Here is a 13,926-nt window from a genome sequence, read left to right as displayed (position 1 = left end):
AGCCGGAATTGCCTCCTCCGACAAGACCTATTCGGACATTGCGAACTCTTTAGACACTGCCGGTTCCCGCAACTCACCCGTAACGTGTGGCGCGGCCACATGCGCGTACGCACGAGAGTGAGGCAGCACCCATGCCCCCCTTCGATCTTCCCGAGGGCGACCCCTTCGGCCCGCACAACCTTCCCTACGGCGTCTTCTCGCCAGCCGGCTCGGACCAACGGACCGTCGGCGTCCGGCTCGGCGACCACGTGCTCGACGCGGGCGCGGCAGCGGAGGCACTCGGCTCGCCGTACGTCTCCCTCCTGGCGCACCCGACCCTCACCCCGCTCCTCGCCGCGGGCCACACGGCCTGGTCGGACGTCCGCCGCGCGCTGACCGCGTGGGTGACGGTCCCGTCCCACCAGGAGACGATCGCCCCGTACTTCCACCCCCTCTCGTCGGTGACCCTGCACCTCCCCTTCGAGGTCGCGGACTACGTCGACTTCTACGCCTCGGAGAACCACGCCCGGAACGTCGGCCGCATCTTCCGCCCCGACGCCCCCGACTCCCTGACCCCCAACTGGAAGCACCTGCCGATCGGTTACCACGGCCGCGCCGGCACGGTCGTGGTCTCGGGCACGGAGGTCGTACGCCCGTCCGGCCAGCGCAAGTCCCCGGCCGACCCCGCGCCGGTCTTCGGCCCGTCGGTCCGCCTGGACATCGAGGCGGAGGTCGGCTTCGTGGTCGGCGCGCCGTCGACGATGGGCAGTCCGGTGCCGCTCGCCGACTTCCGCGAACACGTCTTCGGCCTGTGCCTCCTCAACGACTGGTCGGCACGCGACATCCAGGCCTGGGAGTACGTCCCCCTCGGCCCGTTCCTCGGCAAGTCCTTCGCCACGTCGGTGTCGGCGTGGATCACCCCGCTGGACGCGCTGGAGGAGTCGCGGGCAACCCCGCCGGAGCGCACCCACGAACTCCTTCCCTACCTGGACGACTCGGCCGAGGAACCCGGCGGCTACGACCTCCGCATCACCGTCGTGATCAACGGCCACACGGTGTCCGAGCCGCCGTTCTCCACCATGTACTGGACCGCCGCCCAGCAACTCGCCCAGATGACGGCCAACGGCGCCTCCCTCCGCACCGGCGACCTCTACGGCTCCGGCACGGTCAGCGGCCCGACGGAACGCGAGCGGGGTTCGCTCCTGGAACTGACCTGGAACGGCCGCGACCCCCTCGAACTCCCGGACGGCAAGCGGACGTTCCTGGAGGACGGGGATGTGGTCACCCTGTCGGCGTGGGCCCCGGGCGCGGACGGCACGCGCGTGGGGCTGGGCGAGGTCACGGGGCGGATCGTGGCGCGGGACTGAGACGCGAGGGGTGGCGAGGTCGGCGGAGTCCGCGGCGCGGGGGCCGGCGGGTGAGATGAGTCCGGTGGTCTCTGTACACCTGACTCCAGCCGCCCGTGCAGTCATACTGACGGCGGGCGGCACACCTGTCGTGCACCCGCCCTCGGGTACAGCCGCACCCGCGCCTTCGTCTCCCCCTGTTTGTTCCGTTCGTTCCGCTGACCAGGATCCGGAGCCCGTGGCATGACTGTCTGCCTGCTCCTGCTGAGCGTCGTCGCCCTCTCGGCCGCCGTGCCGGCTCCGCGCGCGCTGACCCGGGCGCTGTGGCCCGAACGGGAACCCGTGATCGGCCTGTGGGTGTGGCAGTGCCTGGTCGCCACGGTCCTGCTGTGCTGCCTCGCCGCCCTGGTCCTGGGCGCGGCCGCCGTCTTCCACACCGTCCGCGATCATGTCTTCGCCCCCGCTCCCCCTGCCGTCACCGCGGCCTACGACCTCTCCGCCGCCCCCGTCTGGGCGGTCGCCCTCACGCTGTCCCTGGCCTGCGGCGCCGCCTGGACCACCGCGATGCTGGCCCGCGAACTCGCCGAGGCCCGCCGCCGCAGAGGCCAGGCCCGCGCCCATCTCCGCGAACGCGCCCCCGACCTGCCCGCGGGCCTGCCCCCGGCGCGCGGCCCCCTCCTGGTCCTGGAGGACGAGTACCCGGACGCCTGGTGGATGCCCGGTCACCCGCCCCAACTGGTCGTCACCACAGGCGCGTTGCACCGCCTCACCGGCCACCAGCTCGACGCGGTCCTCACCCACGAACGCGGCCACGCCCGCGCCCACCACGACTGGCTCCTGCACCTCTCGACCGCACTGGCCTCGGGCTTCCCGCACGTCCCCCTGTTCGCCCACTTCTGCGACCAGACCCACCGCCTGGTCGAGTTGGCCGCCGACGACACGGCCTCCCGCCAATGCGGCCACCTGACAACGGCGTTGGCCCTGATCGAGCTGAACAACCACCGAGGCGTCCTCTCCTGCGCCTCCAGCCACCGCCTCCTGGGCGAACGCGTCAACCGCCTCCTGGACCCCCGCCCGAGGCTGGGCCGCCGCCACCGGGCCCTGACGACGACGGTGGCGACCCTGGTCCCGCTGCTGCCCCTGCTGATCGTGTTCGCACCGGGGCTTACGGCCTTGGGCTGAGGAACCCGGGCTCACGGTCCTGGGCCGAGCGCCAAGCGCCGACAGCCCTGGACCGCCGGCCGTTGCGGGCTCCCCGCACCCCGGTCCCAGGATTACGGCCCCCTGCACGGACGCCCTCAGACTGACCGCGCTGGGCTGAGGACCCTACCGGGGACTACCCACGCCCCTGTCCGGGCCCCAACACCCCAGTCCCGCCCCTTACATCCAGTCCTCGGGCGGCGGCTCCTCATCCATCTCCGGCCAGTAATCCGCACCGGGGTCAACATCCTTCGCAGCCCGGCCCGACGCGGATGCCGACGCCTGTGCCCGCGCCTGCGCCGGTGCCGGTGCCGACACTTGCACCGCAGCCGGCGCCGAAGCCGCGGCCGGCGCCTCGCCCAGCCCCGCCAGCACCCCGATCACGCCCTCCCCGTACGTCGCCAGCTTCTTCTCGCCGACCCCGCTGATCTCGCATAGCTGCCCCACCGACGTGGGCCAGATCGTCGCGATCTCCCGCAGCGTGGCGTCGTGGAAGATGACGTACGCCGGAACCCCCTGCTCGCGAGCCTGCTCCGCACGCCAGGCGCGCAGGGCCTCGAAGGCCGGTTGCAGCGACTCGTGCAGCTCCACCGCCGCGGCCTTGGCCTTGCGCTCGCCCCGGCCCGAGGACGAGGACCCCGACCGCGAGGAGCCCGCAGGCTTCTTCGGCTCCTTGCGGAGCGGTACCTCGCGCTCGCGCCGCAGCACCGTGCCGCTCGCCTCGGTGAGCACCAGCGTGCCGTACTCGCCCTCGACCGCGAGCAGCCCCTGTGCCAGCAACTGCCGCACTACGCCCCGCCATTCGCCCTCGGCCAGGTCCTGACCGATGCCGAACACGGACAGCTGGTCGTGGTCGAACTGGATCACCTTGGCCGACCGGCGCCCCATGAGGATGTCGACGATCTGCAGGGCGCCGAACTTCTGGCCCCGCTCCCTCTGCAGCCGCACCACCGTCGACAGCACCTTCTGCGCGGCGACCGTGCCGTCCCAGGTCTCGGGCGGGGTGAGGCAGGTGTCGCAGTTGCCGCAGGCCGCCGCGTCCGGGTCCTGCCCGAAGTAGGCGAGCAGTTGGCCGCGCCGGCACTGCGCGGTCTCGCACAGCGCGAGCATCGCCTCCAGGTGGGAGGCGGCCCGGCGGCGGAACGCCTCGTCGCCCTCGCTGGACTGGATCATCTTGCGCTGTTGTATGACGTCGTTCAGGCCGTACGCCATCCACGCCGTGGAGGGCGATCCGTCACGCCCCGCACGACCCGTCTCCTGGTAGTAGCCCTCGACGGACTTGGGCAGGTCGAGGTGGGCGACGAACCGTACGTCCGGCTTGTCGATGCCCATGCCGAAGGCGATGGTCGCGACGACGATCAGGCCGTCCTCGCGCAGAAACCGCGACTGGTGTGCCGCGCGCGTGCCCGAGTCCAGGCCCGCGTGGTACGGCACCGCCTCGATGCCGTTGCGGGACAGGAACTCGGCGGTCGTGTCGACGGACTTGCGGGACAGGCAGTACACGATGCCCGCGTCGCCCGCGTGCTCCTCCCGCAGGAAGCTCAGCAGCTGCTTCTTGGGGTCGGCCTTCGGCACGATCCGGTACTGGATGTTGGGCCGGTCGAAGCTCGCCACGAAGTGCCGGGCGCCCGGCATGTTCAGCCGCTGGGTGATCTCCTTGTGCGTCGCGTCCGTGGCCGTCGCCGTGAGCGCGATCCGCGGGACGTCCGGCCAGCGCTCGCCGAGTACCGAGAGGGACAGATAGTCCGGGCGGAAGTCGTGCCCCCACGAGGACACGCAGTGCGCCTCGTCGATCGCGAACACCGAGATCTTGCCGCGCGACAGCAGGTCCAACGTGTTGTCGAGCCGCAGCCGCTCCGGCGCGAGGTAGATCAGGTCCAGCTCGCCCGCCAGGAACTCCGCCTCGACCACGCGTCGCTCGCCGAAGTCCTGCGTCGAGTTCATGAACCCGGCGCGCACCCCGAGCGCCCGCAGCGCGTCCACCTGGTCCTGCATCAGCGCGATCAGCGGCGAGACGACCACTCCCGTACCGGGTCTGACCAGGGACGGGATCTGGTAGCACAACGACTTGCCGCCGCCGGTCGGCATGAGGACGACGGCGTCGCCGCCCGCCACCACATGCTCGATGACCTCTTCCTGCTCGCCGCGGAAGCTGTCGTAGCCGAAGACGCGGTGGAGCGTGGCCAGCGCCTCGCTCTCGCCCTGTGCCGCCGGCGTCCGTACTTCGGTCGTCACAACCGTCCCGCCCATCCCGTGCATCGCTCGTCCCCCGTACGTCGTCCCTCGACCACTGCGTCCACGATAGGGCTCCGCGCTGACAGCGTCGGAGTTATCCACAGGCTGGCGGCGGTGACCGATCGTGGTCAGTCGAATGGCTGCCGTCACATGGCGCGACCGGTAGAGCCGGAAGATGCTGCTCGGGCGGGACCGCGGAGGCCCGCCACGCCCCGAACGGACGGCGCGCCGTGCGTGCGGACGCCTCCCGAAAGTCCAAGGAGCCCCACCATGTCCCCTCGGTCCTCTCGGCTCGTGCAGAGCGCCGTCACGACCGCCCTCGCGGTGGCGACGGCCGCGGCCCTCGCGCTGACCGCCGCACCGGCCCACGCCGCGGCCGACCCCGACCCGTCCGTGTGGACGGAGCTGAGCAGGACGACTCAGGCCACCGCCAAGTACGGGTACGAGGGGTTCGCGGCGAGCGGCGGATACGCGCGCACCGACACCTGTGTCGCCGACCCCGCCGAGGGCGGCATGGGCTACCACTACGTCAACCCGGCGAACATCGGCTCGGTCGATCCGCAGAAGCCGGCGGCGCTCGTGTACGCGGACGGGTTCACGAACGAGTACACGGGCACGTCCAGCGGCGGCCCGCGGAAGCTGGTCGCGGTGGAGTGGGTCGTGAAGGACTCGGGCCAGGCGGCGCCGACGCTGTTCGGGCAGACCTTCCAGAAGGACCAGCTGCCCGGTTACTTCACCCTGCACGCCTGGCTCTACAAGCCCAACTCGGCGGGCCTGTTCGCCGCGTGGAACCCCGAGGTCGTCTGCCCGACCGTCTGAGTGCGCCTACGCGAAGGCCCCGGCTCCCTCGAAGGAAACCGGGGCCTTACGTATGGGCTCGTCGGCCCGCGCTCAGCGCACGAACACCCCGGCCTGGTTGGCCAGGTCCAGGAAGTACTGCGGAGCAACACCGAGGACGAGCGTCGCCGCGACGGCCACCCCGATCGTCGCCATGGTCAGCGGGGACGGGACCGCGACGGTGGGACCGTCGGGCCTCGGCTCGCTGAAGAACATGAGCACGATCACGCGGATGTAGAAGAACGCCGCGATGGCGGAGGAGAGCACACCGACCACGACCAGCGGGGCCGCGCCACCGGCCGCCGCCGCCTTGAACACGGCGAACTTCCCGGCGAAGCCGGCCGTCAGCGGAATGCCCGCGAAGGACAGCAGGAACACCGCGAACACGGCCGCGACCAATGGCGACCTCCGCCCGAGCCCCGCCCACTTCGACAGGTGCGTCGCCTCGCCGCCGGCGTCCCGGACGAGCGTGACGACCGCGAACGCGCCGATCGTCACGAACGAGTAGGCGCCCAGGTAGAAGAGCACGGACGAGACGCCGTCCCTGGTGGTCGCGATGACACCCGCGAGGATGAATCCCGCGTGCGCGATCGACGAGTACGCCAGCAGCCGCTTGATGTCGGTCTGGGTGATCGCGACGATCGCGCCGCCCAGCATCGTGATGATCGCCACGCCCCACATGACGGGCCGCCAGTCCCAGCGCAGGCCCGGCAGCACGACGTAGAGCAGACGAAGCAGCGCTCCGAAGGCGGCCACCTTGGTCGCGGCGGCCATGAAGCCGGTGACCGGGGTCGGCGCGCCCTGGTAGACGTCGGGCGTCCACATGTGGAACGGGACCGCGCCCACCTTGAACAGCAGCCCCATGACGATCATCGCGCCGCCGATGAGCAGCAGCGCGTCGTTGCCCATGGTGTCGGCGAGGGCCGGGTTGATGTTGGTGATCGAGCCGTCGACGACCTGCGCGATCGTGGAGTACGACATCGAGCCCGCGTAGCCGTAGAGCAGCGCGATGCCGAACAGGGTGAACGCGGAGGCGAAGGCGCCCAGGAGGAAGTACTTGACCGCGGCCTCCTGCGACAGCAGCCGCTTGCGGCGGGCCAGGGCGCACAGCAGGTAGAGCGGGAGCGAGAAGACTTCCAGGGCCACGAACAGGGTCAACAGGTCGTTGGCGGACGGGAAGACGAGCATTCCGGCGACCGCGAAGAGCAGGAGCGGGAACACCTCGGTGGTGGTGAACCCGGCCTTGATCGCCGCCTTCTCGCTGTCGCTGCCCGGTACGGAGGCGGCCTGCGCGGCGAAGGAGTCGACGCGGTTGCCGTGCGCCTCGGGGTCGAGCCGCCGTTCCGCGAAGGTGAACAGGCCGACCAGTCCGGACAGCAGGATCACGCCCTGCAGGAACAGGGCCGGTCCGTCGACCGCGATCGCGCCCATCGCCGCGATGTGCGCCTTGGTGGTGCCGTACCCGTCCGCCGCAAGCGCCACGACCGCCGCGAAGGCGGCACAGAGCGCTACGGCGGACACGAACACCTGGGCGTAGTAACGGGACTTGCGCGGGACGAACGCCTCGACCAGGACCCCGATGAGGGCCGCGCCGAGGATGATCAAGGTGGGCGACAATTGCCCGTACTCGATCTTCGGCGCGTCGATCTTCGAGATCGGGTCGGCCGCGGTTGCCGCCGTTGTCCACAGGCTGTGGACGGCTGTTGCGCTCACTTGGCCGCCTCCACCGAGGGCTTGGGATCCTTCTTGTGCACGTCGGACAAGGTCTGCTTGACCGACGGGTTCACGATGTCCGTGACGGGCTTCGGGTAGACGCCCAGGAAGATCAACAGCACGATCAGCGGGGCGACGACCAGGAGTTCACGCGGGCGCAGGTCCGGCATCGAGGCGACCTCGGGCTTCACCGGGCCCGTCATCGTCCTCTGGTAGAGGACGAGGGTGTAGAGCGCGGCGAGGACAATGCCGAAGGTGGCGATGATCCCGATCGCGGGGTAGCGCGAGAACGTGCCGACCAGGACCAGGAACTCGCTCACGAAGGGCGCGAGTCCCGGCAGCGACAGCGTGGCCAGACCGCCGATCAGGAAGGTGCCCGCGAGCACCGGGGCCACTTTCTGCACCCCTCCGTAGTCGGCGATCAGACGCGAGCCGCGCCGCGAGATCAGGAACCCGGCGACCAGCATCAACGCGGCCGTGGAAATACCGTGGTTGACCATGTAGAGCGTCGCGCCGGACTGGCCCTGGCTGGTCATCGCGAAGATGCCCAGCACGATGAACCCGAAGTGCGAGATCGACGCGTACGCCACCAGCCGCTTGATGTCCCGCTGCCCGACCGCGAGCAGCGCGCCGTAGATGATGCTGATCACCGCGAGGACGAGGATCACGGGCGTCGCCCACTTGCTCGCGTTCGGGAACAGCTGGAGGCAGAAGCGGAGCATCGCGAAGGTGCCGACCTTGTCGACAACTGCCGTGATCAGTACGGCGACCGGCGCGGTGGCCTCGCCCATCGCGTTGGGCAGCCAGGTGTGCAGCGGCCACAGGGGCGCCTTCACCGCGAAGGCGAAGAAGAAGCCCAGGAACAGCCAGCGTTCGGTGTTGGTCGCCATGTGCAGCGTGCCGTTGGCCCGCGCCTGCGCGATGTCCGCGAGCGAGAAGTTCCCGGCCACTACGTAGAGGCCGATCACGGCCGCCAGCATGATGAGCCCGCCGACCAGGTTGTAGAGCAGGAACTTGACCGCTGCGTACGACCGTTGGGTGGCCGCCGCCTCGTCGCCGTGTTCGTGGGCGCTGTCCCCGAAGCCGCCGATGAGGAAGTACATCGGGATCAGCATGGCTTCGAAGAAGATGTAGAAGAGGAAGACGTCGGTGGCCTCGAAGGAGATGATCACCATCGCCTCCACCGCAAGGATGAGAGCGAAGAAGCCCTGGGTGGGCCGCCAGCGCTTGTTGCCCGTCTCCAGGGGGTCGGCGTCGTGCCAGCCGGCCAGGATCACGAACGGGATCAGCAGGGCGGTGAGCGCGAGGAGCGCGACCGCGATGCCGTCCACTCCCAGCTCGTAGCGGACCCCGAAGTCGGCGATCCAGGCGTGGGACTCGGTGAGTTGGTAGCGGTCGCCACCCGGGTCGAAGCGCACCAGGATCGTGATGGCCAGCGCGAGCGTCGCCAGCGAGACGATCAGCGCCAGCCATTTCGCGGCGGTGCGCCGGGCGGCCGGGACGGCGGCCGTGGCCACCGCCCCGAGGGCCGGGAGCACCGCCGTCGCTGTCAGGAGGGGAAAGGACATCGGTATCAGACCGCCCTCATCAGCAGGGTCGCGGCGACGAGGATGGCCGCACCGCCGAACATCGAGACCGCGTACGACCGCGCGTAGCCGTTCTGCAGCTTGCGCAGCCTTCCGGAGAGGCCGCCCATGGAGGCCGCCGTGCCGTTGACGACGCCGTCGACCAGGGTGTGGTCGACGTAGACCAGGGAGCGGGTGAGGTGCTCGCCGCCGCGCACCAGGACGACGTGGTTGAAGTCGTCCTGGAGGAGGTCGCGGCGGGCGGCCCGGGTGAGCAGCGACCCGCGCGGGGCGACGGCCGGGACCGGCTTGCGCCCGTACTGCGCCCAGGCGATCCCGACGCCGATGACGAGCACCACCATGGTGGCCAGGGTGACCGTCAGGGCGCTGACCGGGGAGTTGCCCTCCTCGTGGCCTGTGATGGGCTCCAGCCAGTGCAGGAAGCGGTCGCCGATGCCGAAGATGCCGCCGGCGAAGACCGATCCGAAGGCCAGCACGATCATCGGGATCGTCATCGTCTTCGGGGACTCGTGCGGGTGCGGTTCGTTGCCGTTCTCGTCGGGCTGCCAGCGCTTCTCGCCGAAGAAGGTCATCAGCATCACGCGCGTCATGTAGAACGCCGTGATGGCCGCGCCCAGCAGGGCCGAGCCGCCGAGGATCCAGCCCTCGGTGCCGCCCTTCGCGAAGGCCGCCTCGATGATCTTGTCCTTGGAGAAGAAGCCGGACAGGCCCGGGAAGCCGATGATGGCGAGGTAGCCGAGTCCGAAGGTGATGAAGGTGACCGGCATGTACTTCCTGAGGCCGCCGTACTTCCTCATGTCGACCTCGTCGTTCATGCCGTGCATGACCGAACCGGCGCCGAGGAAGAGCCCGGCCTTGAAGAAGCCGTGCGTCACCAGGTGCATGATCGCGAAGACGTAGCCGATGGGGCCGAGGCCCGCGGCGAGGACCATGTAGCCGATCTGCGACATGGTCGAGCCGGCGAGGGCCTTCTTGATGTCGTCCTTCGCGCAACCGACGATCGCACCGAAGAGGAGCGTGACGGCACCGACGACGGTGACGACGAGTTGTGCGTCCGGCGCCGCGTTGAAGATCGCTCCGGAGCGGACGATCAGGTACACGCCCGCGGTCACCATGGTCGCCGCGTGGATGAGGGCCGAGACCGGGGTCGGGCCCTCCATCGCGTCGCCGAGCCAGGACTGCAGCGGCACCTGGGCGGACTTGCCGCAGGCGGCGAGCAGCAGCATCAGGGCGATGCCCGTGAGCTTGCCCTCGGAGGCGTCACCGACGTGGCTGAGGACCGGCCCGAAGGCGAAGGTCCCGAACGTCGTGAACATCAGCATGATGGCGATCGACAGGCCCATGTCGCCGACCCGGTTGACCAGGAAGGCCTTCTTCGCGGCGGTGGCCGCGCTGGGCTTGTGCTGCCAGAAGCCGATCAGCAGGTAGGAGGCGAGACCGACGCCTTCCCAACCGACGTACAGCAGAAGGTAGTTGTCGGCGAGGACGAGGATCAGCATCGCCGCGAGGAACAGGTTCAGATAGCCGAAGAAGCGGCGCCGGCGCTCGTCGTGCTCCATGTACCCGACCGAGTACAGGTGGATCAGCGAGCCGACACCGGTGATCAGCAGGACGAAGGTCATCGACAGCTGGTCGAGGCGGAAGGTGACGTCCGCCTGGAAGCCCTCGACGGGGACCCAGGTCCACAGGTGCTGCATGAGCGTCCGGTGCTCGGCGTTCCTCCCCAGCAGGTCGGTGAAGAGGACGACACCGATCACGAAGGAGGCGGACGAGAGGATCGTGCCGATCCAGTGGCCGACGGCATCGAGCCGCCGGCCGCCGCACAGCAGGACGACCGCTCCGAGCAGAGGCGCCGCTACCAGCAGCGCAATCAGGTTCTCCACGATTCAGCGACCCCTCAGAGCTTCATCAGGCTGGCGTCGTCGACCGAGGCCGAGTGGCGGGAACGGAACAGCGACACGATGATCGCGAGCCCGACCACGACCTCCGCGGCGGCGACGACCATCGTGAAGAAGGCGATGACCTGACCGTCGAGGTTGCCGTGCATCCGGGAGAAGGTGACGAACGCGAGGTTGCAGGCGTTGAGCATCAGCTCGATGCACATGAAGACGACGATCGCGTTCCGCCGGATCAGCACGCCGGTCGCGCCGATCGTGAACAACAGGGCGGAGAGATAGAGGTAGTTGACGGGGTTCACTTCGACGCCTCCTCGGTCCGCTTGAGGTTCGCCGGCTCGATCTCGGTGCGCTCCAGGCGCTCCTCGGCACGCTGCTCCAGGGCCCGCAGGTCGCTCAGCGCCTCACTGGACACGTCGCGGATCTGGCCACGGTCACGGAGCGTCTTGCTGACCGTGAGCTCAGACGGGGTGCCGTCGGGCAGCAGGCCCGCGATGTCCACCGCGTTGTGCCGGGCGTAGACGCCGGGGGCGGGGAGCGGCGGGAGGTGCTTGCCCTCGCGGACGCGCTGCTCGGACAGCTCGCGCTGGGTCTTGGGCCGCTCGGTGCGCTCGCGGTGCGTGAGCACCATGGCGCCGACGGCGGCCGTGATCAGCAGGGCGCCCGTGATCTCGAAGGCGAACACGTACTTCGTGAAGATGAGGGCGGCCAGGCCCTCCACGTTGCCGTTGGCGTTGGCCGTGCTCAGGCCGTCGAACTGCGTGAGCGAGGCGTTGCCGATGCCCGCGAGCAGCAGGATGCCGAAGCCGAGCCCACAGAGAAGGGCCAGCCAGCGCTGGCCCTTGATGGTCTCCGTCAGGGAGTCGGCGGCCGTGACGCCGACCAGCATCACCACGAAGAGGAACAGCATCATGATCGCGCCCGTGTAGACGACGATCTGCACGATGCCCAGGAAGTAGGCGCCGTTGGCGAGGTAGAAGACCGCCAGGATGATCATGGTCCCGGCGAGGGAGAGGGCGCTGTGCACGGCCCTCCTCATGAGGACGGTGGACAGGGCGCCGATCACCGCGACCGTGCCGAGGACCCAGAACTGGAAGGCCTCGCCGGTGGAGGTGGAGTAGGCGGCGGCGAACTGCGCGCTCATGCCTCCGCCCCCTCTTCTTCAGCCGCGCCCGAAGGGCTTGCCAATGGATGCAGTTCGCCCTTGGAGACGGCCACTTGGGGCACCGTGCCCGGTGCGGCCTCCGTCACCAGGCCCCGGTAGTAGTCCTGTTCGTCCATCCCCGGGTAGATGGCGTGCGGGCTGTCGACCATGGTGTCGTCGAGGCCCGCCAGCAGCTGTTCCTTGGTGTAGATGAGGTTGGCGCGGCTGGTGTCCGCCAGCTCGAACTCGTTGGTCATCGTCAACGCGCGCGTGGGGCATGCCTCGATGCACAGGCCGCACAGGATGCAGCGGGCGTAGTTGATCTGGTAGACGCGGCCGTACCGCTCGCCCGGCGAGTAGCGCTCCTCGTCGGTGTTGTCGGCGCCCTCCACATAGATGGCGTCGGCGGGGCAGGCCCAGGCGCACAGCTCGCAGCCGATGCACTTCTCCAGGCCGTCCGGATGGCGGTTGAGCTGGTGCCGTCCGTGGAACCGGGGGGCTGTGGTCTTCTCCTGCTCCGGGTACTGCTCGGTCAGCCGCTTCTTGAACATGGCCTTGAAGGTCACGCCGAAGCCGGCCACAGGGTTCTGGAAACCGGGTTTGGTCTCCTTGGGCTCCTCAGCCATCGGACGCCTCCTTTCCATCCAGAGATCCGTCACTGCCAGTGTCCGACCCACCACTGACAATCAACTCCCGCTCGCGGCGCGAGGGGCGCCGTGGCACCGGTGGCAACTCCTGTCCCGGCAGCGGCGGTACGGGGAATCCGCCCGCCATCGCGTCGAACCCGGCGGGTTCCTCGGCCAGTTGCGCGTCGTCCTTGGCCTTCTGGCGGAACATGTCCGCGATGAAGGACAGCAACAGCAGGACGAGCACACCGCCGCCGATGTAGAGGGCGATGTCGGCGAAGTCGTAGTTCTCGTTCTTGAGGGTCCGTACGGTCGCGACGAGCATCAGCCAGACGACGGAGACCGGGATGAGGACCTTCCAGCCGAGCTTCATCAACTGGTCGTAGCGCACGCGCGGGAGGGTGCCGCGGAGCCAGATGAAGAAGAACAGCAGCAGCTGGACCTTGATGACGAACCAGAGCATCGGCCACCAGCCGTGGTTCGCGCCCTCCCAGAAGGAGCTGATCGGCCACGGGGCCCGCCAGCCGCCCAGGAAGAGCGTGGTCGACACCGCGGAGACCGTCACCATGTTCACGTACTCGGCGAGCATGAAGAGCGCGAACTTGATGGACGAGTACTCGGTGTTGAAGCCGCCGACCAGGTCGCCCTCGGACTCCGGCATGTCGAAGGGGGCGCGGTTGGTCTCGCCGACCATCGTGATGATGTAGATGATGAAGGAGACCGGCAGCAGGATGATGTACCAGCGGTCGTGCTGTTGTTCAACGATCGTCGACGTGGACATCGACCCGGAGTAGAGGAACACCGAAGCGAACGCGGCGCCCATCGCGATCTCGTAGGAGATCATCTGCGCGCAGGAGCGCAGACCGCCGAGCAGCGGGTAGGTGGAGCCGGAGCTCCAGCCCGCCAGGACGATGCCGTAGATGCCGACCGAGGCGACCGCGAGGATGTAGAGCATCGCGATCGGCAGGTCGGTGAGCTGCATCGTGGTGCGGTGGCCGAAGATCGAGACCTCGTTGTCGGCGGGCCCGAAGGGGATCACCGCGATCGCCATGAAGGCCGGGATGGCCGCGATGATCGGCGCGAGGACGTAGATCAGCTTGTCCGCGCGCTTGACGATCAGGTCTTCCTTGAGCATCAGCTTCACGCCGTCGGCGAGCGACTGGAGCATGCCCCAGGGGCCGTGCCGGTTGGGGCCGATGCGCAGCTGCATCCAGGCGACGACCTTGCGTTCCCAGACGATCGAGAACAGCACGGTGATCATCAGGAACGCGAAGCAGAACACCGCTTTGACGACGACCAGCCACCAGGGGTCGCGGCCGAACATCGAGAGGTCTTCCGCGGCGAGGTACGGGCTCATGCCGTAGG

The 13,926-nt window shown here is 69.2% G+C and carries 11 protein-coding genes; 3 read left to right on the top strand and 8 right to left on the bottom strand.

What is annotated here, in order from left to right; all coding sequences use genetic code 11:
- The first annotated feature begins 131 nt into the window (after window positions 1–131).
- Entirely contained in the window at window positions 132–1,346 is a 1,215-nt protein-coding gene (gene fahA, locus OG496_RS33170) for a fumarylacetoacetase (RefSeq protein ID WP_405973537.1), read from the top strand.
- A gap of 222 nt (window positions 1,347–1,568) precedes the next feature.
- Window positions 1,569–2,507, top strand: coding sequence for a M56 family metallopeptidase (locus OG496_RS33165; RefSeq protein WP_366099681.1), 939 nt, complete (start codon window positions 1,569–1,571; stop codon window positions 2,505–2,507).
- Between the two features lie 198 nt (window positions 2,508–2,705).
- Here the strand turns inward: OG496_RS33165 and recQ are convergent, their stop codons facing one another.
- A complete protein-coding gene (recQ, locus tag OG496_RS33160; RefSeq protein WP_405973536.1) occupies window positions 2,706–4,775 on the bottom strand; it encodes a DNA helicase RecQ in 2,070 nt (689 codons plus the stop codon).
- A 255-nt stretch (window positions 4,776–5,030) separates the two neighbouring features.
- Here recQ and OG496_RS33155 point away from each other — a divergent pair, with 255 nt between their 5' ends.
- A complete protein-coding gene (locus OG496_RS33155) occupies window positions 5,031–5,579 on the top strand; it encodes a hypothetical protein (RefSeq protein WP_405973535.1) in 549 nt (182 codons plus the stop codon).
- A 72-nt stretch (window positions 5,580–5,651) separates the two neighbouring features.
- Here the strand turns inward: OG496_RS33155 and nuoN are convergent, their stop codons facing one another.
- From nuoN to nuoH, 7 genes are read right to left on the bottom strand one after another with little or no spacing between them, the layout of a single operon-like run.
- A complete protein-coding gene (nuoN, locus tag OG496_RS33150) occupies window positions 5,652–7,310 on the bottom strand; it encodes an NADH-quinone oxidoreductase subunit NuoN (protein ID WP_405973534.1) in 1,659 nt (552 codons plus the stop codon).
- Entirely contained in the window at window positions 7,307–8,878 is a 1,572-nt protein-coding gene (locus OG496_RS33145) for an NADH-quinone oxidoreductase subunit M (protein WP_366497386.1), read from the bottom strand. The genes nuoN and OG496_RS33145 overlap by 4 nt, the downstream gene beginning before the upstream one ends.
- A gap of 5 nt (window positions 8,879–8,883) precedes the next feature.
- Window positions 8,884–10,779, bottom strand: a complete 1,896-nt coding sequence (gene nuoL / locus OG496_RS33140) for an NADH-quinone oxidoreductase subunit L (protein WP_405973533.1) — start codon at window positions 10,777–10,779, stop codon at window positions 8,884–8,886.
- Window positions 10,780–10,793: 14 nt separating this feature from the next.
- Complete coding sequence (gene nuoK, locus OG496_RS33135) at window positions 10,794–11,093, bottom strand: NADH-quinone oxidoreductase subunit NuoK (protein ID WP_016437642.1); 300 nt, start codon at window positions 11,091–11,093, stop codon at window positions 10,794–10,796.
- A complete protein-coding gene (locus OG496_RS33130) occupies window positions 11,090–11,935 on the bottom strand; it encodes an NADH-quinone oxidoreductase subunit J (RefSeq protein ID WP_366497388.1) in 846 nt (281 codons plus the stop codon). Before OG496_RS33130 ends, nuoK begins: the two co-directional genes overlap by 4 nt.
- The gene (gene nuoI / locus OG496_RS33125; RefSeq protein WP_405973532.1) at window positions 11,932–12,561 is read right to left on the bottom strand and encodes an NADH-quinone oxidoreductase subunit NuoI; all 630 of its coding nucleotides are present in this window, start codon (window positions 12,559–12,561) and stop codon (window positions 11,932–11,934) included. Before nuoI ends, OG496_RS33130 begins: the two co-directional genes overlap by 4 nt.
- Window positions 12,554–13,918 carry an NADH-quinone oxidoreductase subunit NuoH gene (gene nuoH, locus OG496_RS33120; protein ID WP_366497507.1) on the bottom strand — a complete coding sequence of 455 codons (1,365 nt, stop codon included), beginning with the start codon at window positions 13,916–13,918 and terminating at the stop codon, window positions 12,554–12,556. Before nuoH ends, nuoI begins: the two co-directional genes overlap by 8 nt.
- Between the last annotated feature and the right edge of the window lie 8 nt (window positions 13,919–13,926).

Origin of the sequence: Streptomyces sp. NBC_00988, from assembly GCF_045162645.1 — a bacterium.
GTDB lineage: Bacteria > Actinomycetota > Actinomycetes > Streptomycetales > Streptomycetaceae > Streptomyces.
This window is presented reverse-complemented; position numbering and strand designations above follow the sequence as displayed.